The organism is Brevundimonas sp. (genome assembly GCF_035998205.1).
Lineage (GTDB): Bacteria > Pseudomonadota > Alphaproteobacteria > Caulobacterales > Caulobacteraceae > Brevundimonas.
In genome coordinates this window covers 747,401-769,453 of record NZ_DASYHT010000004.1, presented here as the reverse complement: position 1 = coordinate 769,453, position 22,053 = coordinate 747,401, and the positions used below count along the sequence as shown (strand labels likewise).

Sequence of the window (22,053 nt, the reverse complement as noted above, 5' to 3'; positions counted from 1 at the left end):
AGCATGGATCGCAACGCCAGAATCCTCGCCCTCGTCGCGCCGGACGCCCGCGTCCTCGAGGTGGGGCCGAGTTTTTCGCCGATCCTGCCCAAGGCGTCTGGCCGGGATGTGCTGACCCTCGATCACGCCGACGCCGATGAGCTGAAGGCCAAGTACGCCGGTCATGGCGTGGACCTGGACCGCATCGAGCCGGTCGACTTCGTCTGGCGCGGGGGGCCGGTGCATGAGGCGGTGCCGGCGGAGCTTCATGGGCGGTTCGACGCCATGATTCTCAGCCATGTTCTGGAGCACAGCCCCGACCCGATCGGCCTGCTGAAGTCGGCCGCTGTCCTGCTGCGCGATGGCGGCGTGCTGTCGCTGGCCAATCCGGACAAGCGCTACTGCTTCGACGCGCTCAAGCCCGTGACGGGGGCGGGCGAGTGGATCGAGGCTCATGTCGAGGGCCGTCAGCGCCATGGCGTCCGCACGCTGTTCGAGCAGTCCGTGGTCTCGGTGAAGAACGGCGAGGCGATCGCCTGGCCGTCGGCGGCTCCGCCCTCCGATCTGCGCTGGGTGGAGGCCGGCTTTGACTGGCCCCGGCCGCCGGGGCCGGACGCGCCCTATGTCGACTGCCACGCGTCCTATTTCACGCCGTCGAGCTTCGAGTTGCTGGTGTTCGAGTGCGGCCAGCTGGGTCTGATCGAGTTCGAGGTGGCGCAGAGCTTCCCGACCGAGGGTTTCGAGTTCTTCGTCACCCTGCGCAAGGTCCGGCCCGTGCGCCTCGCCGACGCGGAGCTGGCGGCGCGACGGCTGGAGCTCCACCGCCGGGTCATGGCCGAGCTGCGCGACCAGATCGACGCCTGGCTGGGGCCGGCCGCTCCGTCGGAGGCTCCGGCGCCTCAGCCTCCGACGCCGGAGCCGGTGGCGGAGTCGGTCGCTCCGGCGCCGGCGCGACGCTCCCGGTTCAAGGGGCCGTTTAAGCGCATGGTGCGACGGCTTACAGGTCGGCGGTCGCGCTGAAAGCCTGATCCAGGTCGGCGATGAGGTCCGCCGGATCTTCGAGACCCACATGCAGGCGCAGCAGGGCGCCCGGCAGGGTCGGCGGCGACTGCCGCAGGGCCATCTGGCCGGTCTCGTGGGTGATCAGGCTCTCGAACCCGCCCCAGGAATAGCCGAGGCCGAACATGGTCAGACGGTTGAGGAAGGCGCGGGCGCGGGCCTCGCTCCAGCCCCGCGTGACCACGCCCATCAGGCCCGCGGCCCCGTCATGGTCGCGCCGCCACAGATCGTGACCGCGCGACCCGGGCAGGGGCGGATAGAGCACCTCGGCCACCTCCGGCCGCGCCGCCAGCCAGGCGGCGACCACCAGCGCCGAGGCGGCGTGGGCCGCCATGCGCACGGGCAGGGTGCGCAGGCCTCTGAGCGCCAGCCAGGCGTCGTCAGGCGAGACGTGCCAGCCGAGATCTTCCACGGCGTGTGCCAGCGCCCGCTCGAGGCCGGGGTCCGCCACCGAGACGGCGCCCATCAGGACGTCGGAATGGCCGGCGACATACTTGGTCACGGCCTGGACGCTGACGTCGACGCCGTGCGCCAGCGGCCGGAACGTCAGGCCGGCCGCCCAGGTGTTGTCCATCACCGTCAGCACGCCGCGCTCGCGGGCGAGGGCGGCGAGGGCCGGCACGTCCAGAATCTCGAAGGTGAGGGACGCCGGCGATTCGATCAGGATCAGGCGGGTTGCGGGGCCGATCCGTCCGGCGATCTCTTCTGCGGTCAGGGCCGGGTCGTGGAAGCGCACGGTGACGCCGCGCGCGGCCATGAAGCGGGTCAGGAACCGGCGGCTGGGGCCGTACAGGGCGTCGGTGGTCAGCACCTCGTCACCCGGCCGCAGCAGGGCCAGCAGCGGCAGGGTGACGGCGGCCAGGCCGGAGGGGGCGAGGACCGTGCGCGACGCCCCCTCAAGATCGGCGAGGGCGGCGGCCAGGGCGCGCTGCGGCGCGAGGCCCTCAAGGCCGTAGACCGGGCCCGGCGTCTCGTCCCGCATGTCCTCGGCCCGATCGCTGAGCATCGTCGAGCCGCGCTCAAGCGGCGGGTTGACGGGGCGTCGCCCGCGTCCGCGGGCAGTGGCGGTCGCGATCAGGCGGGTGCGCGGGCCGGGCGTTCGGGTCATACGGGTCTCGCCGGGGCGGGTTGCATCGTGGCCCCCCAGCGGTTCTAACGGCCACCGGGGCGACGGGTGAAGTGGAGTCGGCGATGCGTCGCGTGGCGGTTCTGGTCGGTCTGACGGTGCTGGCGGCTTGCGGTGAGCGATCCGAGGCCCCGTCGCCCGCGCCAATCCCCGGGCCGGTGGAGGCGCCCCTGCAGGCCACCGAGCGGCCGGCGAGCGCCACCCTCGAAGCTGTGCGGCGGCGCGGACGGCTGAACTGCGGCGTCCATGAGGGGCTGGTTGGCTTCGCCTATACGGACAATCGCGGCCGCTGGCGCGGCTTCGACGTCGACTTCTGTCGCGCGACGGCCGCGGCCGTGCTCGGCGATCCGGATGCGGTGCGGTTCGTGCCCCTGACTGCCGGCCAGCGCTTCGAGGCCCTGAGCACCGGCCGCATTGACGTGCTGTGGCGCAACACCTCCTGGACCATGGACCGGGATGTCCGCGGCCGCGTGGAGTTCGCCGGGGTCAACTACTACGACGGCCAGGGCTTCCTCGCGCGCCGGGCGCTGGAGCTGGCCGGCGCGACCGACCTGAACGGGGCGCGGATCTGCGTCCAGGCCGGCTCGACCAGCCAGGACAATCTGGCCGACTGGTTCCGCGCCCGAGGCCTGACCTACACGGCGGTGGTCGCGGACTCCGAGAATCAGGCGCGCGAGATGTACGCCCGGGAAGCCTGCGACGCCTTCACCGCCGATGTCTCCGCCCTCGCGGCGGCGCGCACGACCCTGGCCTCGCCGCGCGATCACGTGATCCTGCCCAACGTCATCTCCAAGGAGGCGCTGGGGCCGGTGGTCCGGGAGGATGACGCCACCTGGACCGAGATTGTGCGCTGGACGCTCAACGCGCTGATCCTGGCCGAGGAGCTGGGGGTCACCCAGGCCAATGTGGCCGAGCTGGCCGAGACCTCCGCCGATCCCCAGGTGCGGCGCCTGCTGGGGGGCCAGGGCGAGTTCGGTTCGTCGCTGGGCCTGCGCGACAGCTGGGCCCGGGACGCCATCGCCGCCGGCGGGAACTATGGCGAGATCTTCGCCCGGCATCTGGGCCCCGATTCCCCTCTCGACCTGGCGCGGGGTCTCAACGCACAATGGAACGCACGACCGGCGGGGCTGATGTACGCCCTGCCGATCCGCTAGACTGTCAGCCTGACGCCGAACGGCGCGCCTATCGGGGGAATTTCGACCATGACCAGCTCGCGCGGCCGCGCGCCGCTCTATGCCTGGATCCTGCTGGGATTCCTGATCGGCCTGGGGGCCGGCCTCTATGTGAACCTCTATGTCGGGGCGGAGACGCCCTGGGTGCAGTCGGTGACCCAGAACGTCACCGGACCGATCGGCCAGATCTTCCTCAAGCTGCTGTTCATGCTGGTCATCCCGCTGCTGTTCTCGGCCCTCGCGGTCGGGGTGGCGGAGATGGGCGACCTGTCGACGCTTGGCCGGGTCGGCTTCAAGACGCTGGGCTTCACCATCATCCTGTCGGCGACCGCCGTGATCATCGGTCTGGTGATGGTCAACGTCTTCCGGCCCGGCGACGGGGTCGATCCGGCGCTCGCGGCGGCCCTGCTGGAGCAGAGCCGTGACGCCGCCGGGGCGATCGTCGGCAATGCGCCGAAGTCGATCGAGGCCGGCCAGTTCTTCCTCGACCTGATTCCGTCGAACGTCGTCACCGCCGCCGCCGAGAACCAGATTCTGCCGGTGATGGTGTTCGCCCTGTTCTTCGGCATCGGCCTCGTCATGGCGCGCTCGAAGGCCACCGACCGGCTGCAGGAGAGCCTGCAGGGGCTGTTCGAGGTGATGATGAAGCTCATCAACCTCGTCATCAAACTGGCTCCGATCGCCATCGCGGCCCTGATGTTCAACCTCGCCGCCCTGTTCGGCTGGGACCTGCTGGTGCGTCTGGCCGGCTATGCCGCCGTGGCCATCGGGGCCATGGCGATCCACATGTTCATCGTCTACCCGCTGGCGGTGGCGGTGCTGGCGGGTCGCAACCCGTTCAAGTTCTTCTTCGGCGTGCGTGAGCCGATGCTTGTGGCCTTCACCACCGCCTCGTCCAACGCCACCCTGCCGGTGGCGCTGAAGGCGGCGGAGGAGCAGCTCAACCTGCCGCGGCGCATCGCCCGCTTCGTCCTGACCGTCGGGGCCACCGCCAACCAGAACGGTACGGCCCTGTTCGAGGGCGTCACGGTGCTGTTCCTCGCCCAGTTCTTCGGCATCGAGCTGAGCCTGACCCAGCAGGTCGTGGTCATGCTGGTCTGCATCCTCGGCGGTATCGGGACGGCCGGGGTGCCCGCAGGCTCCCTGCCGGTGGTGGCGCTGATCCTTGTCATGGTCGGGGTGCCGGCCGAGGGCATCGCCCTGGTGCTCGGCGTCGACCGCTTCCTCGACATGTGCCGGACCACGCTGAACGTGGTCGGCGACCTCGTCGCCGCCACGGTGGTCTCGCGCGGCGAGAAGGACCTGCCGCCGGAGGCTCCGGAGCCCGCCCCGGTTCCGGCGAGCTAGGGACCCGTCACGACGGGGGCGTCCGCCCGGGCGCCCCACTCGGCCCAGCTGCCGTCATAGAGGCGGGCCGGGCGTCCGAGCACCTCGAGCGCCAGCACGAGGATGGCGGCCGTCACGCCCGAGCCGCAGGTGGCGACGGGACCGCCCGCGCTTTCCGGCGCCGCGGCCGCGAGGCGCGCCGCGAGCTCCTCCCGGGGGCGCAGGCGACCGTCAGGCGTGAGCAGATCCGCAAAGGGCAGATTGACGGCGCCCGGCATGTGACCGCCGCGCAGGCCCGGCCGCGGTTCGGGGGCCTCGCCCCGGAAGCGGGGTCCGCCCCGGGCGTCCAGCACCGGCGTTCCGGCCGCGAGGGCGGCCCTCACGGCGTCGACGTCCGCGACCTGATCGGCCTTGAGGGCCGCCCGGAAGGTCTGTGGCGCGGGCGTTACCGGGCCGCTCTCCAGCGCGCCGCCGGCCGCGATCCAGGCCGGCAGGCCGCCGTCCAGCACCCGAACGCGCGCGGCGCCGAAGGTGCGCAGCATCCACCAGGCCCGCGGCGCCGAGAACAGACCGACAGTGTCATAGACCACGATCTCGTCGCTCTCCTTCAGGCCCAGTGCGCCCATCGCGGCCGCAAAGGCGTCGGCCCCGGGCAGCATGTGCGGCAAGTCGGTCGCTTGATCCGATACGGCGTCCAGGTCGAAGAACGGCGCGCCGGGGATGTGGCCTCGGTGATGGACGGCGCGCGCGTCGGTCCCGTCCAGATGCCAGCTGGCGTCGAGCACCTTCAGGTCCGGGGCGCCCAGACGGTCGCGCAGCTCTACGGCGGAGATCAGGGGAGAGGTCATGACTGAACCTAGCACGCGCACCGGCGCGCTCCGACTGGTCCTCGGCGACCAGATGTCCGACGGGCTGTCGGCCCTGCGCGATCTCGATCCGGCCGCGGATGAGGTACTGATGGCCGAGGTGCGCGACGAGGCCACCTATGTCCGGCATCACAAGCAGAAGATCGCCCTCGTCTTCGCCGCCATGCGCAAGTTCGCGGTGCGGCTCGAGGCGCGTGGCGTGCGAGTCCGCTATGTGCGGATCGACGATCCGGACAGCACCGGGTCGATCGCGGGCGAGCTGGACCGGGCGCTGGGGGACGGGCGCTTCGCGCGGGTCGTGCTGACCGAATGCGGCGAATGGCGGCTGGCCGAGGCCCTGGCCGGGTTCGCGGCGGCGGCTCCGGTTCCGGTCGAGGTGCGCGAGGATGACCGCTTCCTGTGCAGCCATGACCGCTTCCGGCGCTGGGCCGCCGGCAAGAGTCAGCTGCGCATGGAGTTCTTCTACCGCGAGATGCGGCGCGACACCGGCCTGCTGATGGACGGCCGCGAGCCGGTCGGCGGGCAGTGGAATTACGACAAGGAGAACCGCCGCAAGCTGCCGAAGGACGTGCGTCCGCCGGCCCGGGTTCGCATCCCGCCCGATGGGCTGACGCGCGAGGCGATCGCCGACGTCGAGCGCCTGTTCCCGGAGCATTTCGGCGAGACGGCGAAGTTCGGCTGGCCGACCACGGCGGAGGAGGCGGAACAGGTCTTCGCCGCCTTCCTGACGGATATCCTGCCCGGCTTCGGCGACTGGCAGGACGCCATGGCCGAGGGGCAGCCGTGGCTGTGGCACGGCATGATCTCGACCTCGCTGAACCTCGGGCTGCTGGACCCGCTGGACGTCTGCCGGCGCGCCGCGGCAGCCTACGAGGCCCGTCGGGCCCCGCTCAACGCCGTCGAGGGCTTTGTCCGCCAGATTCTCGGCTGGCGCGAGTTCGTGCGCGGCATCTACTGGCTCAAGGTCCCGGAATACCGCGCCCGCAATGCGCTGGCTGCCGACCGGACGCTCCCGGACTTCTACTGGACCGCGGCGACGGGCATGGCCTGCGTCGCCGACGCGGTGCGCCAGACGCGTGCCCACGCCTACGCCCACCATATCCAGCGGCTGATGGTGACCGGCAATCTCGCCATGCTGCTGGGCGTGCACCCGGACGAGATCGACGACTGGTACATGACCGTCTACGCCGACGCCTTCGAGTGGGTGGAGATGCCCAACACCCGCGGCATGGCCACCTTCGCCGACGGCGGGATCGTGGGTTCCAAGCCCTATGCCGCCTCCGGGGCCTACATCGACCGGATGAGCGACCACTGCGGCGGCTGCCGCTACGATGTGAAGGCCAAGGCCGGCCCGCGCGCCTGTCCCTTCAACCGGCTCTACTGGGGCTTCCTCGAGCGCAACCGCGACCGCCTGCGGGACAATCCCCGCCTGGCCATGCCCTACCGCACCCTCGACGGCTTCGGGCCGGCGCGGCGACAGGCGCTGCTGGAGGAGGCCGAGGCCTGCCGCCGCGAGCTGGGGGCCGCGCCCCGGGCCTAGGCGTCCTGCCCGGCGGCGCGAGTCTCGCCGATGGTCTTGAGAGCCTCGAGCGCCCGCTTGCGGCCGATCTCGTGCTCGACGATCGGGCGGGGATAGCTGCTCCCCAGCCGCACGCCGGCGTCGCGCAGCACCTCGGGCGGGGCGGTCCAGGGCGCATGCAGCCAGCGGTCGCCCAGGCGCGCCAGCTCCGGGACCCAGCGGCGGACATAGCGGCCGTCCGGGTCGAACTTCTGGCCCTGGGTGATGGGATTGAAGATGCGGAAGTAGGGCGCGGCGTCCGCTCCCGAGCCGGCCACCCACTGCCAGTTCTGCACATTGGCGGCCGTGTCGGCGTCCACCAGGGTGTCATGAAACCAGGCCTCGCCGTGGCGCCAGTCGATCAGCAGGTGCTTCACGAGGAAGCTGGCGACGATCATCCGCACCCGGTTGTGCATCCAGCCGGTGGCCCAAAGCTGGCGCATGCCGGCATCGACGACCGGGTAGCCGGTCTGTCCCTTTTGCCACGCCCGGAGACCGGCCGGATCCTCGCGCCAGGGCATCGCGTCGTACTCGGGGCGGAAGGCCTCGGCGGTGATGTGCGGAAACTCCGCCAGCAGGTGGGCCGAAAACTCGCGCCAGCCGATCTCGGCGATGAACTTGTCGGCCTTGGCGGCGCTTACCTTGCCGGCCTCGCCCGCCTCGCGCGCCGCCTGCACCGCCCGCCACGGGCTGATCTCGCCCCAGTGCAGGTGCGGCGACAGACGGCTGGTGCCGGCCTTGCCCGGCAGGTCGCGCAGGCGGGCGTAGTCGGCCAGCGGCCCGGCGGTGAAGCGGCGCAGCGCCTCCAGCGCCCCGGCCTCGCCCGGGGTCCAGTCAAAGCCGCCGGACCAGTCGGGCGCTGTCGGGTGCAGGCCCCAGCGCTCGAGGTCGTCGCTGGCCACGCCGGCGCCAGCGAAGGTCGCGCCGGCGCTGTCCGGCAGGGTCGGGGGCGGGGTGGTCGCCGCCAGCAGCGCGCGCAGGAAGGGGGTGAAGACCTTGTACGGCCCGCCGCTTCCGGTGCGCACCGTCCCGGGCGGGGTCAGCAGCGTGCCGTTGTAGCCCTTCACCTCGACGCCCTCGGCCTTCAGGGCGTGGGCGAGGTCCCTGTCCCGCGCGGCGGCGACCGGCTCGAACAGGCGGCTGAGGAAGATGCGGTCCGCGCCGGTCTCGTTCGCCAGGTCGCGCAGCACGCGTTCCGCGGGCCCCCGCCGCAGGATCAGCCGGCCGCCGCGGGCGGCGATGGACTCGCCGAGGCGGCGCAGCGACTTGTCCAGCCACCAGAGGCTGGCCCCGCCGGGGGCGCGCCCTTCCAGCGCCTCGTCGAGGATGAAGACCGGCACGACGGGCCGGCCGGTGGCCAGGGCGGCGGCGAGGGCGGAATGGTCGGCCAGCCTCAGGTCGCGCCGGAACCACAGCAGGACGGGGGCCTCAGTGGCCATGGCGCGCGCCTCCGTGGTAGCTTGCATGATCGCCCGGGCCGGGCCACCTGAAGGCCACAGCCGTGCGGCAGTCTCGCCGCCCCATCATCGAGAAGACCTTGTCCAACGTGACTCCCAACGCCGTCGTCAGCCTCAACACCGCGCGCCCCGTCCACATCGGCGGCGGCGGCCGCATCGTCTTCATCGCCGGCCCCTGCCAGATGGAGAGCCGCCAGCACGCGCTGGAAACCGCGCACGCGCTGAAGGAGATCGGCGACCGACTGGGCGTGGGCATCATCTACAAGACCAGCTTCGACAAGGCGAACCGCACCTCGGCCAATGCGGCGCGCGGCATCGGGCTCGAAGGCGCCCTGCCGGTGTTCGCCGAGATCCGTGAGGTCACGGGGATGCCCGTCCTGACCGACGTCCACTCCGAGGAACAGTGCGGCATCGCCGCGCAGGCTGTCGACGTGCTGCAGATTCCGGCCTTCCTGTGCCGCCAGACCGACCTGCTGGTCGCCGCGGCGAAGACCGGCAAGGCGATCAACGTCAAGAAGGGTCAGTTCCTCGCCCCCTGGGACATGAAGAACGTCGTCGCCAAGATCACCGGGGCCGGCAATCCGAACGTGCTGGCCTGCGAGCGCGGCGCAAGTTTCGGCTACAACACCCTGATTTCCGACATGCGCGCCCTTCCGGTGCTGCGCGAGATCGGCTGTCCGGTGGTGTTCGACGCCACCCACAGCGTGCAGCAGCCGGGCGGGCAGGGCACCTCCTCGGGCGGTCAGCGCGAGTTCGTGCCCGTGCTGGCCCGGGCGGCCGTGGCCGTCGGCGTGGACGCCGTGTTCATGGAGACCCACCCGGATCCGGACCGCGCCCCGTCGGACGGCCCCAACATGGTGCCGATGGACCAGTTCGAGCGTCTGGCCGGCGAGCTGATCGCCTTCGACGACCTGGCGCGCCAGACCGGCGTCAAGGCGGCCCCGACCCTGGCGGCCTGACCGTCGTGGGGGCTCAGGGACTCGACCTCGCGACGCTCCAGACGCTGCTGGAGTCCGCGCGCGGGCTGACGCTGGCCTGCGTCGGCGATCTCATGCTCGACCGCTACGTCTATGGCGACGTCAGCCGCATCTCGCCCGAGGCGCCGATCCCGGTGCTGCGGGCGCGGCGGACGGTGGCCATGCCGGGCGGGGTCGGCAATGTGGCGCGCAACGTCGCCGCCCTGGGCGGCACGGCGCGGCTGGGCGGGGTCGTCGGCGAGGATGCGGCCGGGGCGGAATTGGCGGCGCTGGTCGCCGACGAGGCCCGGATCGAGGACTTCATCGCCCGCAGCGCCACCGCCGGCACCATCGTCAAGACCCGCTACGTCTCCGGCGGCCAGCAGCTCATGCGGCTGGACGAGGAGGAGCTTCTGGCCGGCGCCTTCGAGAGAGATGACGTCTTTTCAGGCATTTCTGCCATTCTCCTGTCTGACTACGCCAAGGGTGTGGTGTCGGACCGGCTGATCCGCTCGGCGGTCTGGCAGGCGCAGAACGCGAGTGTTCCGGTGATCGTCGACCCCAAGGGGCGCGACTTCGCCCGCTACGGCGCGGTCGATCTGATCAAGCCCAATGCGTCCGAGCTGGCCGGGGCCACCGGCCTGCCGGTCGGGACGGATGCCGAGATCGAGGCCGCGCTCGAGGCCCTGCTGGCCGCGACCACGGCCAAGGCCATCGTCGTCACCCGCGCCGGCAAGGGCATGAGCCTGATGCGACGCGGCGAGCCGGCGCAGCACTTTCCGGGGCGGGCGCGCGAGGTGTTTGACGTGTCCGGCGCCGGCGACACCAGCCTCGCGGCGCTGGGGCTGGCGCTGGGCGCCGGGGCCTCGCTGGAGCAGGCGGTTCAGCTGGCCATCCTCGCCTCGGGCGTGGTGGTGGGGAAGAGCGGCACCGCCGTCGTCACCCCGGCCGAGCTGATCGAGGCCGAGGTCAGCCAGCATGCCGGCGCGGCCCTGGCCAAGGTCATGGCGCTGGACGACCTCGCGGTCGAAGTCGAGGCCTGGCGGCGTCAGGGCCTGAAGGTGGGCTTCACCAACGGCTGTTTCGACGTGCTGCACCGCGGCCATGTCGCCTATCTGGCCCAGGCCCGGTCGTGGTGCGACCGGCTGGTGGTGGCGCTGAACTCGGACGCCTCGGTGCGGGCGCTCAAGGGCGAAGGCCGACCGGTCAATGATCTGGAGAGCCGGGCCGTCGTCATCGGCGGGCTGGCCAGCGTCGACCGGGTCACCGCCTTCGACGATCCGACCCCGATCCGGCTGATCGAGCGGCTGCGTCCCGATGTGCTGGTCAAGGGCGCCGACTACACCCGCGAGACGGTGGTCGGGGCCGATCTGGTCGAGAGCTGGGGCGGCGAAGTGCGGCTGGCCAGCTTCACCGACGGCTTTTCGACGACCCGCACCCTCGAAAGGATCGCCGCCCGATGAGCCGCCGCGTCATCGTCGTCACCGGCGGGGCCGGCTTCATCGGCTCGAACATCGTCGCCCGGCTGACCGCCGAGGACAATTACGACGTGGTCGTCTGCGACCGTCTGGAGACGGCCTCGTCGGGCAAGTGGCGCAATCTGGCCAAGCACGACATCGCCGACCTGTGGGCGCCCGAGGAGCTGTTCGACCAGCTGGAGGGCGTCGCCGACCGGGTGTCGGCCATCGTGCACATGGGGGCCATCTCCTCGACCACCGAGGAGGACGCCGACCTGATCGCGCGGACCAACTTCTCGCTCAGCCGGGACCTGTGGACCTGGGCGACCGAGCGGCGCTCGCGGCTGATCTACGCCTCCTCGGCGGCCACCTATGGCGATGGCGCGCAGGGCTTTGTCGACGACGATGCACCCGAGGCGCTGAACGCCCTGCGGCCGCTCAACGCCTATGGCTGGTCCAAGGCCCTGTTCGACCGTTACGCGGTGCGCGAGGCGGGGCGGGGGCAGGCGCCGCGCCAGTGGGCGGGCCTGAAATTCTTCAACGTCTATGGCCCCAACGAGGGCCACAAGGGCGGCATGAAGTCGGTCGTGGCCCAGATCTGGCCGAAGGTCGCCGCGGGCGAGCCGGTCCAGCTGTTCCGCTCGCACCGCGAAGGCTATGTCGACGGGGGCCAGCTGCGCGACTTCGTTTACGTCGACGATGTGGTCGACATCATCGCCTGGCTGCTGGGGTCGCGGGAGATCAGCGGCGTGTTCAACGCCGGCTCCGGCCGCGCCCGCAGCTTCGCCGACCTGGCGACCGCCACCTTCGCCGCCGCCGGGCGCGAGCCCCGGATCGAGTACATCGACATGCCGGAGGTGCTGCGGGAGAAGTATCAGTACTTCACCGAGGCAGACATGAGCCGGGTCCGGGCGGCCGGCTACGACGGCCAGTCGACCCCGCTGGAGGAAGGCGTGCGCCGCTACGTGCAGGACTTCCTCAGCCGGCCGGATCCCTACCGGTGAGGCGCTGGTCGCTTCGCCGCGCGGCGCTGGTCGTGGCCATGGCCTCGGTGGCTGTGGTGGCGGTCGCGGCCCTCGTCTGGCGCAGCGACATCCTGCAGGCGCTGCTCGATCCGGAGATCCCCTATCCGGCCTATGACCCGCCGCCAGCGCCGGACTACAGCGCCCCGACGGCGTGGGCGCTGCGCGAGGCGAGCCTCGGTTCCGGCGGCGACGCCGGCGTCTTCTTCGTCCACGCCACCGCCTATGACGGGGGTCGGGAGTGGAACGCCCCGCCTGGCGACCCGGTAGCGGAGCGCTTCCTGCAGCGGGTCATCCTGCCCAACTATGCGGCGCCGTTCGGCCGCGCCGGTCCGGTCAGCGCGCCGCGCTACCGCGAGGCCAGCCTCTACACGCGGCTGACCATCCGGCAGGACGCACGCGAGGCGCGCGCCTTCGCCTATGGGGATATCGAGAGGGCCTTCGAGACCTGGCTGGCGGCCCGGCCCGAGGGTCCGATCGTCATCGCCGGGGTCGAGCAGGGCGGCGAGCTGGCCGACCGGCTGCTGAGCGAGCGCATCGCCCCCGATCCGGCCCTGCGCCGGCGGGTGGTGGCCGCCTATCTGATCCAGACGACGGTCCCCGAGGATCGCGCCGGCGTCCCGCCGTGCGAGCGGCCGGAGCAGACCGGCTGCCTCGTGGCCTATGTCGCCGTGCCCGAGGACGAGAGCGGCCGGCTGGACCGGCTGCGCAAACGGGCCCTGGCCTGGGATGCCCGGGGGCGGCTGGTGGAGATCGGCGAGCGTCCGCTCCTGTGCGTCAATCCCCTCGCCGGCGGTCGCACCGACGCGCTGGTGGAGGCGCGGCAGCACCGCGGGGCCGCCAACGCCAGCCAGCTGGAGTGGGGCGTGCGCCCGGCCTTCCTCGACCGGCAGGTGGCCGCCCAGTGTCGGGACGGTCTGCTGCGGCACACGCGTCCGGAGTCGGACAGTTTCCGCCCGGCGGGAGGTTGGGCCGATCGCCGGAAAGTCAATCCCTACAATCTGTTCTATGCCGATCTTGAGCATGACGTGGAGGTCAGGCTGACGGCCTGGCGCGCGGCGCAGGGCCGCTAGTCGGCGCCCGGCCGGTCCGGCCGCCAGTCGAACAGATGCTCGAGCACCCGGATCGCGGCGCCGCGCGGGCTGGTCAGCTCCGGATCGCGGGCGAGGATCAGACGGGCGTCGTCGAAGGCGGCCTGCATCAGGGCGCGGTGACGTACCGGATCGACGAAGCGGTAGGCCGGGAAGCCGCTCTGGCGCAGGCCCAGCGGGTCGCCGCCGCCGCGCAGCCGGAAGTCGGCCTCGGCGATCTCGAACCCGTCCTCGGTGCGGCGCAGGATCTCCAGCCGCTCGCGCGCCGTCTCGCCAAGGCCGGCGTCCTCGCCGCCGTAGAGCAGGGTGCAGGCGCTGGCCGCCGCGCCGCGTCCGACCCGGCCGCGCAGCTGGTGCAGCTGGGCGAGGCCGAAGCGGTCGGCGTGCTCGATCACCATGATGCTGGCGTTCGGGACGTCGACACCGACCTCGACCACCGTGGTGGCCACCAGCAAGGGCAGCTCGCCGCGGGCGAAGGCGTCCATCACGGCGGCCCGCTCCGCCCCGGCCATACGACCGTGAGCGAGCCCGACGGGCCGCCGCAGCGCCCGCGACAGGTCCTGGGCCCGGGCTTCGGCGGCGGCGAGGTCGATGGCCTCGCTCTCGGCCACCAGGGGGCAGATCCAATACGCCTGGGCCCCGCGGTCGAGGGCGGCTCCGAGCCGCTGTACGACGTCGCCGATCCGCGCCTGCGGCAGGACGGCCGTGGTCACCGGCGTGCGCCCCGGCGGCTTCTCGTGCAGCCGCGACACGTCGAGATCGCCGTACTGCGTCAGCTCCAGCGTGCGCGGGATGGGCGTGGCGGACATGGTCAGCAGGTGCACGCCGCCCGTGGCCGCATCGCCCTTGGCCTGCAGCCTCTGCCGCTCGCCGACGCCGAAGCGGTGCTGCTCGTCGATCACGGCCAGCGCGAGGTTGCGAAAGGTCACGGCGTCCTGGAACAGGGCATGGGTGCCGATGGCCACGGCGGCGCGGCCGTCGGCGAGGGCGGCGAGGGTCTCGCGGCGCTCGGCGGCGCTGTCGCGCCCGGTCAGCAGGACGGCCTCGACCCCGGCGGCGGCGAACTGCGGGATCAGCTTGAGGGCGTGCTGACGGGCGAGGATCTCGGTCGGGGCCATGAGGGCCGCCTGGAAGCCGCTGGAGACGGCGTCGGCGAGGGCGAGGGCGGCGACCGCGGTCTTGCCCGAGCCGACATCGCCCTGCAGCAGCCGCCCCATCTGCTCGCCCGAAGCCAGGTCGGCGCGAATCTCGGTGAGAGCCCCGGACTGGGCGCCGGTCAGGGTGAAGGGCAGGGCGGCCAGCAGGGCGTCCGAGACCGCGCCCGGGACAATGCGCGGCGCGGCGACCACCTGCCGGGCGCGGCGGCGGCGGGCGAGCGCCAGCTGGTGCGCCAGCGCCTCGTCGAAAGCCAGACGCGCCCGGGCGGGGGCCTCGGGCGCAAGGTCCGCCAGTCCGGTCGGGGCGTGCAGGGCCTGCAGCGCCGCGCGCCAGCCGGGCCAGCCCTGCTTCGCCCGCCAGGCGGGGTCCTGCCACTCCGGCAGCTCAGGAGCCAGCGCCAGCGCCGCCTCGACAAGGCGACGGATCTGGCGGCTGGTGAGCCCCTGGGTCTGGGGATAGACCGGCTCCACCGTCGGCAATTCCTCGGCCCGGTCCAGCGGCACGATGTGGTCGGGGTGAGGGATCTGAACCTCGCCGCCGAAACGCTCGACCTTGCCGCTGACGAGGCGGCGCTCGCCGGGCGGGGCCAGCCGCTCGATGTGGGTCGGCGAGCCGTGGAACCAGACGAGGTGGACGAAGCCGCTGTCGTCCGAGGCGCGCACCTTGATCGGCACCCCGGGGCGGCCCGGCCGGATCAGTCGGTCGATCACCACCTCGAAGATGGCCGTTTCGCCCTCGATGGCCTCCGCCGAGGTCGTGCGCCGCCGGGTAATCAGCCCGGTGGGGGCCAGCGCCAGCAGGTCGCGCACCAGCGGTCCCGCCAGCTTGTGCAGCAGGGGCGCGACCTTGGGGCCGACCCCCTTCAGGCGGTCGACCGGCGCAAACAGGGGAAACAGAATCTCGGGCCGCATGTCGCGCCCAGCATAGCTGGCGTACGGCTACAGGGAACGCTATGGGAACGCCCCCGTTGCAGAGGCCTGATCGCCACGTGACCGCAGAGCCCATGACCCCCAAGACGCGGCTGGACCGCATCCGCTTCCGCGCCTGGCGACGCGGCTTCCGCGAGGCCGACATGGCCATGGGCCCGTTCGCCGACGCGGTCGGCCCGGAGCTGGAGGAGGCCGAGCTCGCCGCCTTCGAGGCCCTGCTCGATGTCGACGATCAGTACAGCTACGGCTGGATCATCGGCCGCGACGCGCCGCCGGCCGAGCATGACACCCCGCTGATGGCCCGGTTGCAGGCCTATGTCCGCACCCATGTGGCGGCTGCCGTGGCCGACGGCGCCGGCTGATGGACGGCGGCGGACCGGTGATGGAACGACGCGAGCTCGAGCTGGCTGGCCGCCCGGAGGGTCTCGACGCCCTCGCTGTGGCCGAGGCGCTGACGGCCTGCGGCGGGCCCGCCCTGTTCATCGCGCGCGATCAGGCGCACGCGAATGCCTTCGTCCAGACGTTCGGCTTCTTCGCCAAGGACATTGAAGTTCTTGAGTATCCCTCGTGGGACTGTCTGCCCTACGACCGTCTGAGTCCGACCGTGGGGGTTTCGGCCCGGCGCATGGCGACCCTGGCGCGCCTGGCCCGGCAGACCGACGACGTACCGCTCCTCGTCGTCACGACCGTGGCGGCGGCGACGCAGCGCACGCCCGCCCGCGACATCACCAGCGGCGCCGGCTTCTCGGCCCGGGTCGGGCATGAGCTCGATACGACGGCGCTCGAGGCCTATTTCGCGCGCAACGGCTATGTGCGCGCCTCGACGGTGTCGGACCGCGGCGAATACGCCGTGCGCGGCGGCGTCATCGACGTCTTCCCTCCGGGCTTCGAGGAGCCGGTGCGTCTCGACCTGTTCGGGGCCGAGCTGGAATCAATCCGGGCCTTCGACCCCGAGACCCAGCGCTCCACCCGGCAGCTGACCTCGGTCGAGCTGACCCCGGTGTCCGAGGCCCTGCTCGATGCGGCGGCGATCAGCCGGTTCCGCACCGGTTATCTGCAGCGCTTCGGCGCGCCGGGGGATGATCCGCTCTATGCCGCGATTTCCGACGGGGCCCGGCGTCAGGGCTTCGAGCACTTCCTGCCGCTGTTCTACGAGCGGCTGGACACCCTGTTCGATTATCTGCCGGACACGGCCCCGGTTTTCCTTGACCATCAGGTCGAGAACGCGCGCGCCGAGCGCTGGGACCTGATCGCCGACGCATGGGAGACCCGCGCGGAGGCGGCGAAGGCCAAGGGGGGGCAGGCCTACCGGGCGCTCGCGCCGGACCTGCTGTACCTCGACGCGGCGGCCTGGCACGGCGCGCTGGCCGGACGGCCGGTGCGGCGCTTCTCGCCCTTCGCCGTCGAAGAGGTGGCCGGACAGACCGCCGGACGGCCGGGGCGCAGCTTCGCCGCTGAACGGGCCCAGGACAGCGTCAACCTGTTCGAGGCCGTGGCCCGCCACGCCGAAGCCCTGCAGGCCGAGGGACGCAACGTCGTGTTCGCCTCGTGGAGCGAGGGCTCGTCCGAGCGTCTGGCGGCCATGCTGTCGGACCACGGGCTGGAGCCGGTCGTGGCGGTGCGCGACTGGCAGGATGTCCTCGCGGCGCCGTCGCACCTGTATCTGCGGGCGGTCCTGCCGGTGGAGCATGGCTTCGTCGCCGACGGCTTCGCGGTGATCTCGGAAACCGACATCCTCGGCGACCGGCTGGCGCGGCCGCGCAAGAAGCGGCGGGCGTCGAACTTCCTCGCGGAAGCCTCGGCGCTGACTACCGGGGATCTGGTGGTGCACCTCGATCACGGGATCGGGCGCTACGAGGGCCTGCGCACCCTGGACATCCAGGAGGCCCCGCACGACTGCCTGGAAATCCTCTATGCGGGTGAGAGCAAGCTCTTCCTGCCCGTTGAAAACATTGATCTCCTGACCCGCTATGGCGCGGAGTCGGACGGCGTCCAGCTGGACCGGCTGGGCGGCGCGGGCTGGCAGGCGCGCAAGGCCAGGGCGCGCGAGCGGCTGCGCGCCATGGCCGAGGGGCTGATCGCCCTGGCGGCCCAGCGCGCCCTGCGTGAGAGCGAGGCGGTGACCCCGCCGCCGGGCCTTTTCGCCGAGTTCTGCGCCCGCTTCCCCTACGAGGAGACCGAGGACCAGCTCAACGCCATCGGTGATGTCCTGGAGGACCTCGGCAAGGGCCAGCCGATGGACCGGCTGATCTGCGGCGACGTCGGCTTCGGCAAGACCGAGGTGGCGCTGCGCGCGGCCTTCGTCGTCGCCCTGTCGGGCCAGCAGGTGGCCGTGGTGGCCCCGACGACCCTGCTGGCGCGCCAGCACTACAAGACCTTCTCGGAGCGCTTCGCCGGCTGGCCGGTCAAGGTGCGCCAGCTGTCGCGGATGGTCGGGGCGAAGGACGCCTCGGAGACCCGCGCCGGGCTGAAGGACGGCTCGATCGAGATCGTGGTCGGCACCCATGCGGTGCTGAGCGAGCAGGTCGGCTTCCGCAACCTCGGCCTCGTCATCGTCGATGAGGAGCAGCACTTCGGGGTCAAGCACAAGGAGAAGCTCAAGACCCTGCGCGCCGACGTGCATCTGCTGACGCTGACGGCGACGCCGATCCCCCGGACCCTGCAGATGGCCCTGACCGGCATCCGCGAGATGTCGATCATCGCCACCCCGCCGGTCGATCGGCTGGCCGTGCGCACCTATGTCCTGCCGTGGGACCCGGTGACCGTACGCGAGGCCCTGCTGCGCGAGAAGTACCGCGGCGGCCAGGCCTACTATGTCGCGCCGCGGCTGAAGGACCTGCCGGACATCGAGCACTTCCTGCGGGAGCAGGTCCCCGAGGTCAGCTTCGTGGTCGGCCACGGCCAGATGTCGGCGACCCAGCTCGAGGAGGTGATGAGCGCCTTCTACGACGGCAAGTACGATGTGCTGGTCTCGACCACCATCGTCGAGTCGGGCCTCGATATCCCGACCGCCAACACCCTGGTGGTGCACCGGGCCGACATGTTCGGCCTCGCCCAGCTGTACCAGATCCGCGGACGCGTCGGGCGCTCCAAGACCCGCGCCTTCGCCTATCTGACCACCCCGCCCGAGAAGCCGATGACCCTGTCGGCCGAGCGCCGGCTGCAGGTGCTGCAGTCGCTCGACAACCTCGGCGCCGGCTTCCAGCTGGCCAGCCACGACCTCGACCAGCGTGGCGGCGGCAATCTGCTGGGCGAGGAGCAGTCGGGTCACATCCGCGAGGTGGGCGTCGAGCTTTACCAGCAGATGCTGGAGGATGCGGTCGCCGAGCTGAAGGAGAAGGGCCTTGGCGAGCTGGTCGACCGCGGCTGGTCACCGAGCATCAATGTCGGGGCCGCGGTCCTGATTCCAGAGACTTATGTCCCGGACCTCAATGTCCGTCTGAGCCTCTATCGTCGCCTGTCTGACGCCGAGAACACCGACACGCGCGAGGCGCTGGCGGCCGAGCTGATCGACCGCTTCGGGCCGCTGCCCGACGAGGCGCGGCAGCTGCTGCGCATCGTCGGCATCAAGGCCAACTGCCGCGTGGCCTGTATCGAGAAGATCGACGTCGGGCCGAAGGGCGCCGTGCTGTCACTGCGGGATAACCGCTTCCCCAACCCGGTCGGCCTGGTCGGTCTGATCCAGAAGAACCACGCCAGCTGGAAGATCCGGCCGGACCAGAAGATCGTGGTCAAGGGCGACTGGCCGGACGCGGACGAGCGCCTGAAGGTGGCGGAGCGCATTACCGCGGACCTCGCCCGGGTGGCGACCGCCGGCTGATCAGTCGCCGCCGCCGAGCCGCTTCAGTTCGGCGCTGGCCCGTTCCAGCAGGCCGGCGGCCGGTTCGCCCGGCAGCAGTTCGGCGACCCCGAGGTCGAAGTTGAGCACGAACGGCGGTTGGTCGGGGCCGGCGTCGAAGGCGGTGCAGCCGATCACGGCGGCGATCCGCTCGGCTGCAATGCGGGCTTCCTCCGCCCGGGTGGCGGGCAGGGCGAGGGCGAACACCTCCTGGGCCAGCCGCCCGGCGGTATCCTCCGAGCGCACCAGACGCGAGGTCATGGAGCCGATCTGCGGCAGGGCCCGGTCCAGCCAGCCGCCGAGTCGGGCGCGCGTGACCTCGTCAGAACCGGCGACCCGCAGCACGCAAACGGAGACCGGACGCCGCCGGCGACTGGCCGCCTCGACGATGCGCGACAGGTGGACGGCGAACATGTCGCGGGTGAACAGCCCCGTCGCCGGGTCCGTGAGGTCGGAGGTGCGGACGGAGTCGAGGGCGCGGCGAATGGCTTGCTGACGCCGGAAAGACCCGGCGAGGGCGAGGCCCCGGCGGGCCGTCTCCGCCTCCGGCGTCTCGGCGCTGGCGACGTCGGCGATGCCGCGCTGGAAGATCTCCGGCAGGTCGATCTCGCCGCTCTGGCGCAGGTAGAGCATGACCGGAATGTGGAACAGGCGGGTGTTCCGCTTCATCCCCGAGGCGATGGACAGGGCCGGGGCGTGGTCTTCGCCACCCCACAGGATCACCGCGTCGAAGGCCGCCTCGTGCAGGTAATCGAAGGCCGTGTAGGGCGTCGGGGCCGCCACGACCTCGGCCCCTGAGTCGCGCAGGGCGTTCGACAGGCCGAGGAAGCGACGGTCCGGCGCGCCCGCCGCGAGGATGCGGATCGGGCTGTCGTCGGGGGGGATCTCGAGAGACTGGCCGCGATTCGAGAAGGTCGCCCGCCGCAGGGTGAACTCTTCCTCGGCCACAGCCGCCCGCATGAGCTGCTCGAGGCGCAGGCCGATCTGCACCGGGTGCGGGGCGCCGGTCATGTGCAGGTCGCCGCCGATCGGGTCGCCGTGGCCAAGGGTGATGACCGGCAGGCTGCGCGGGCTGGCGGCGCGCTTCAGCGATTCCACGGCGGAGGTATCAAACCCCCGGGTGTCGATGACCGCGCCCTCGAGCGGCAGATCGGTCAGGGCCATGGCGGCGGCGTCGACGGTGCGGCCGGTGAGCGTGCGCCAGCCAAGCGCATCCAGCCCCCGCGCAAGCGGGCCGATGCGCGCGTCATCCTGACCGAGCAGCAGCAGGCGCGGTTCGCCAATCAACCTCGAATCCCCCCGGGTGGCGCCCTGTTCGCGCGCAGGGCGACCATAGCGAGGCCGCCGGGGGCGACGCAACGCGAAGACTTCCCTCGTCCGCTCAAGGGAGTAGATTGTCGCACTGGACGGGCCGCCCGGAGACAGAGATTGACCGCATCCTCCCCCGACCTGACCTCCATCGCCTTCTGGCTGCGCCTTTCGGGGCGGGCCTTTGCGCGGAGCTGGGGGCGGGACGTGATGCTCTACACCGGCGGGGTGGCCTTCTTCGCCCTGCTGGCCGTGTTTCCGGCGATCGCCATCCTGATCGGCTTCTACAAGGTGGTCCTGTCGACCGGTCAGGCCTCCGAGCAGGTCGCTGCCCTGGCGGGCGCGATTCCCCATGCGGCGCGGGCGGTGTTCGAGAGCGAGGTGGCCCGACTGACCACGGCCTCGGCGCGCGCCATCTCGACCCAGAGCGCCATCGCCCTGGTGATCGGCGCCTACGCCGCCCACAGGGGGTTCAAGGCGTTGCTGGCGGGCCTGAACCTCATTCATGACGAACAGGAGCCGCACGGCTTTCTCAGGTTCAACCTGCTGGCCTTCTTCGTCGCCCTGTTCGCCTTCGCCCTCTTCACCGTGGTGTCCGGCGCAGTCGTGACGGCGCGGCTGGCGGCGCACGTCGATGATGTGGGCGCGGGCTCGGGACTGAGCGGGGTGGTGTCGACGCTCGGTCTGTGGATCGGGCTGACCGCCCTCTATCGCTACGCCATGAGCCACAAGGTCAAGGTCGCCTGGGTGCCGGCCATCACCGGCGGCGCCGTGGCGACGGTCCTGTCCGCCATCTCGTCGTGGCTGTGCGCCATCTATGTCGAGCAGATGCCGACCTTCGGGGCCACCTACGGCTCGGTCGGCGCCGTGGTGGTGCTGCTGATCTGGCTCTCGTGGAACATCAATGCGGTCTTCTATGGCGGGGCCTTCGCCACCGAGATGGAGACCATCTGGCGGTCGCGTCGCCGGGACGCGGAACCGGAGTCGGAGGCGGACGCCGGTCCGGCCCCGGCGGCGGACGTTGTCAGCCTGCAGGCGCGGCGCGCGTCTCGACGCGGATCGTAAGCACCCCGTCCGCCTCCCGGATGTCGAGCAGCCGGTCGCCGGTTTCTTCCAGCAGCCACGGCACATCGATGCGCGCCATGGGGTCCGTGGCCAGCAAGGTCACGGTCTCGCCCGGCCCGGCCTCGGCCAGGGCGCGCCGCAGCCTCAGCGAGGGTACGGGGCAACGATGGCCGCGGGCGTCGACGGTCCGGCTCACGCCTTCAGCCTCATGGCGAGCAGTTCCAGCGCCCGGGTCGTCGCCGCCAGCCGCACGGCGCTGCGACCGGCGTTGTCGAACCGGGCCTCGTGGGTGATCACGCCCTCCCGGTCGGCGATGGCGAACCAGACCAGCCCGACCGGCTTTTCGGCAGAGCCGCCGCCGGGGCCGGCGATCCCGGTGACCGCCACGGCCAGGTCGGCCGCCGCCGCCGTGCGCGCCCCTGCGGCCATGGCCTCGGCGGTGGCGGCCGAGACGGCCCCGTGGGCGCGGAGCAGCGGTCCGGGCACGCCGAGCAGCGCGGTCTTGGCGGCATTGCTGTAGGTCACAAGGCTGCGTTCCAGCACCTCCGAAGCGCCCGGAACCTCGGTCAGGGCGGCCGCCACAAGGCCCCCGGTGCAGCTCTCGGCGGCGGTGACGGTCCAGCCGCGACGTCGGGCCCCCTCGACAACCGCCTGCGCGAGGCTGTTGATCTGCTCGGGAAACATGG

Annotated in this window: 18 protein-coding genes; 11 read left to right on the top strand and 7 right to left on the bottom strand. The window is 71.8% G+C overall.

Annotated features, from left to right (window positions below):
* The first annotated feature begins 3 nt into the window (after positions 1-3).
* Positions 4-999, top strand: coding sequence for a methyltransferase domain-containing protein (locus VGN74_RS06630; protein ID WP_327446569.1), 996 nt, complete (start codon positions 4-6; stop codon positions 997-999).
* Here the strand turns inward: VGN74_RS06630 and metC are convergent.
* Positions 977-2,146, bottom strand: a complete 1,170-nt coding sequence (gene metC, locus VGN74_RS06625) for a cystathionine beta-lyase (protein WP_327446568.1) — start codon at positions 2,144-2,146, stop codon at positions 977-979. The genes VGN74_RS06630 and metC overlap by 23 nt on opposite strands.
* A gap of 83 nt (positions 2,147-2,229) precedes the next feature.
* Here metC and VGN74_RS06620 point away from each other — a divergent pair, with 83 nt between their 5' ends.
* On the top strand, positions 2,230-3,318 hold the full coding sequence (locus tag VGN74_RS06620) for an amino acid ABC transporter substrate-binding protein (protein WP_327446567.1): 1,089 nt from the start codon (positions 2,230-2,232) through the stop codon (positions 3,316-3,318).
* Positions 3,319-3,366: 48 nt separating this feature from the next.
* Positions 3,367-4,683: a dicarboxylate/amino acid:cation symporter gene (locus VGN74_RS06615; protein WP_327446566.1), complete on the top strand. Its 1,317-nt coding sequence runs from the start codon at positions 3,367-3,369 to the stop codon at positions 4,681-4,683.
* On the opposite strand, the gene sseA is transcribed toward VGN74_RS06615, so the two are convergent.
* Positions 4,680-5,510 (bottom strand): 3-mercaptopyruvate sulfurtransferase, encoded by an 831-nt coding sequence (gene sseA / locus VGN74_RS06610; RefSeq protein WP_327446565.1) that lies wholly within the window; start codon positions 5,508-5,510, stop codon positions 4,680-4,682. The genes VGN74_RS06615 and sseA overlap by 4 nt on opposite strands.
* Here sseA and VGN74_RS06605 point away from each other — a divergent pair.
* A complete protein-coding gene (locus tag VGN74_RS06605; protein ID WP_327446564.1) occupies positions 5,509-7,068 on the top strand; it encodes a cryptochrome/photolyase family protein in 1,560 nt (519 codons plus the stop codon). The two genes, sseA and VGN74_RS06605, sit on opposite strands and share 2 nt — an antisense overlap.
* On the opposite strand, the gene VGN74_RS06600 is transcribed toward VGN74_RS06605, so the two are convergent.
* A complete protein-coding gene (locus tag VGN74_RS06600; RefSeq protein WP_327446563.1) occupies positions 7,065-8,525 on the bottom strand; it encodes a deoxyribodipyrimidine photo-lyase in 1,461 nt (486 codons plus the stop codon). The two genes, VGN74_RS06605 and VGN74_RS06600, sit on opposite strands and share 4 nt — an antisense overlap.
* Positions 8,526-8,623: 98 nt before the next feature.
* On the opposite strand from VGN74_RS06600, the gene kdsA reads away from it, so the two are divergent.
* From kdsA to VGN74_RS06580, 4 genes are read left to right on the top strand one after another with little or no spacing between them, the layout of a single operon-like run.
* Entirely contained in the window at positions 8,624-9,502 is an 879-nt protein-coding gene (gene kdsA, locus VGN74_RS06595) for a 3-deoxy-8-phosphooctulonate synthase (RefSeq protein WP_327446562.1), read from the top strand.
* 5 nt (positions 9,503-9,507) lie between these two features.
* Entirely contained in the window at positions 9,508-10,962 is a 1,455-nt protein-coding gene (rfaE2, locus tag VGN74_RS06590) for a D-glycero-beta-D-manno-heptose 1-phosphate adenylyltransferase (protein ID WP_327446561.1), read from the top strand.
* Complete coding sequence (gene rfaD, locus VGN74_RS06585; protein WP_327446560.1) at positions 10,959-11,960, top strand: ADP-glyceromanno-heptose 6-epimerase; 1,002 nt, start codon at positions 10,959-10,961, stop codon at positions 11,958-11,960. The genes rfaE2 and rfaD overlap by 4 nt, the downstream gene beginning before the upstream one ends.
* Complete coding sequence (locus VGN74_RS06580; protein ID WP_327446559.1) at positions 11,957-13,051, top strand: DUF3089 domain-containing protein; 1,095 nt, start codon at positions 11,957-11,959, stop codon at positions 13,049-13,051. The genes rfaD and VGN74_RS06580 overlap by 4 nt, the downstream gene beginning before the upstream one ends.
* Here VGN74_RS06580 and recG read toward each other — a convergent pair.
* On the bottom strand, positions 13,048-15,138 hold the full coding sequence (recG, locus tag VGN74_RS06575; protein ID WP_327446558.1) for an ATP-dependent DNA helicase RecG: 2,091 nt from the start codon (positions 15,136-15,138) through the stop codon (positions 13,048-13,050). The two genes, VGN74_RS06580 and recG, sit on opposite strands and share 4 nt — an antisense overlap.
* 92 nt (positions 15,139-15,230) lie before the next feature.
* Here recG and VGN74_RS06570 point away from each other — a divergent pair, with 92 nt between their 5' ends.
* Positions 15,231-15,518 carry a succinate dehydrogenase assembly factor 2 gene (locus VGN74_RS06570; RefSeq protein WP_327446557.1) on the top strand — a complete coding sequence of 96 codons (288 nt, stop codon included), beginning with the start codon at positions 15,231-15,233 and terminating at the stop codon, positions 15,516-15,518.
* A 20-nt stretch (positions 15,519-15,538) separates the two neighbouring features.
* Complete coding sequence (gene mfd, locus VGN74_RS06565) at positions 15,539-18,976, top strand: transcription-repair coupling factor (RefSeq protein WP_327446556.1); 3,438 nt, start codon at positions 15,539-15,541, stop codon at positions 18,974-18,976.
* Here mfd and VGN74_RS06560 read toward each other — a convergent pair whose 3' ends face one another.
* Positions 18,977-20,281: a diguanylate cyclase domain-containing protein gene (locus VGN74_RS06560; RefSeq protein ID WP_327446555.1), complete on the bottom strand. Its 1,305-nt coding sequence runs from the start codon at positions 20,279-20,281 to the stop codon at positions 18,977-18,979.
* A 141-nt stretch (positions 20,282-20,422) separates the two neighbouring features.
* Here VGN74_RS06560 and VGN74_RS06555 point away from each other — a divergent pair, with 141 nt between their 5' ends.
* On the top strand, positions 20,423-21,367 hold the full coding sequence (locus tag VGN74_RS06555; RefSeq protein ID WP_327446554.1) for a YihY/virulence factor BrkB family protein: 945 nt from the start codon (positions 20,423-20,425) through the stop codon (positions 21,365-21,367).
* On the opposite strand, the gene VGN74_RS06550 is transcribed toward VGN74_RS06555, so the two are convergent.
* Complete coding sequence (locus VGN74_RS06550) at positions 21,327-21,563, bottom strand: sulfurtransferase TusA family protein (protein ID WP_327446553.1); 237 nt, start codon at positions 21,561-21,563, stop codon at positions 21,327-21,329. The two genes, VGN74_RS06555 and VGN74_RS06550, sit on opposite strands and share 41 nt — an antisense overlap.
* On the bottom strand, positions 21,560-22,051 hold the full coding sequence (locus tag VGN74_RS06545) for a CinA family protein (protein ID WP_327446552.1): 492 nt from the start codon (positions 22,049-22,051) through the stop codon (positions 21,560-21,562). Before VGN74_RS06545 ends, VGN74_RS06550 begins: the two co-directional genes overlap by 4 nt.
* Positions 22,052-22,053: the final 2 nt, after the last annotated feature.

What these genes read in the sequence shown, in the direction of transcription:
- mfd (WP_327446556.1), top strand. Translation starts at nt 15,539, where the DNA reads ATGGAACGACGCGAGCTCGAGCTGGCTGGCCGCCCGGAGGGTCTCGAC.
- metC (WP_327446568.1), bottom strand. Translation starts at nt 2,146, where the DNA reads ATGACCCGAACGCCCGGCCCGCGCACCCGCCTGATCGCGACCGCCACT.
- sseA (WP_327446565.1), bottom strand. Translation starts at nt 5,510, where the DNA reads ATGACCTCTCCCCTGATCTCCGCCGTAGAGCTGCGCGACCGTCTGGGC.
- VGN74_RS06600 (WP_327446563.1), bottom strand. Translation starts at nt 8,525, where the DNA reads ATGGCCACTGAGGCCCCCGTCCTGCTGTGGTTCCGGCGCGACCTGAGG.
- VGN74_RS06545 (WP_327446552.1), bottom strand. Translation starts at nt 22,051, where the DNA reads ATGTTTCCCGAGCAGATCAACAGCCTCGCGCAGGCGGTTGTCGAGGGG.
- VGN74_RS06570 (WP_327446557.1), top strand. Translation starts at nt 15,231, where the DNA reads ATGACCCCCAAGACGCGGCTGGACCGCATCCGCTTCCGCGCCTGGCGA.
- VGN74_RS06620 (WP_327446567.1), top strand. Translation starts at nt 2,230, where the DNA reads ATGCGTCGCGTGGCGGTTCTGGTCGGTCTGACGGTGCTGGCGGCTTGC.
- VGN74_RS06630 (WP_327446569.1), top strand. Translation starts at nt 4, where the DNA reads ATGGATCGCAACGCCAGAATCCTCGCCCTCGTCGCGCCGGACGCCCGC.
- VGN74_RS06605 (WP_327446564.1), top strand. Translation starts at nt 5,509, where the DNA reads ATGACTGAACCTAGCACGCGCACCGGCGCGCTCCGACTGGTCCTCGGC.
- VGN74_RS06615 (WP_327446566.1), top strand. Translation starts at nt 3,367, where the DNA reads ATGACCAGCTCGCGCGGCCGCGCGCCGCTCTATGCCTGGATCCTGCTG.
- recG (WP_327446558.1), bottom strand. Translation starts at nt 15,138, where the DNA reads ATGCGGCCCGAGATTCTGTTTCCCCTGTTTGCGCCGGTCGACCGCCTG.
- rfaD (WP_327446560.1), top strand. Translation starts at nt 10,959, where the DNA reads ATGAGCCGCCGCGTCATCGTCGTCACCGGCGGGGCCGGCTTCATCGGC.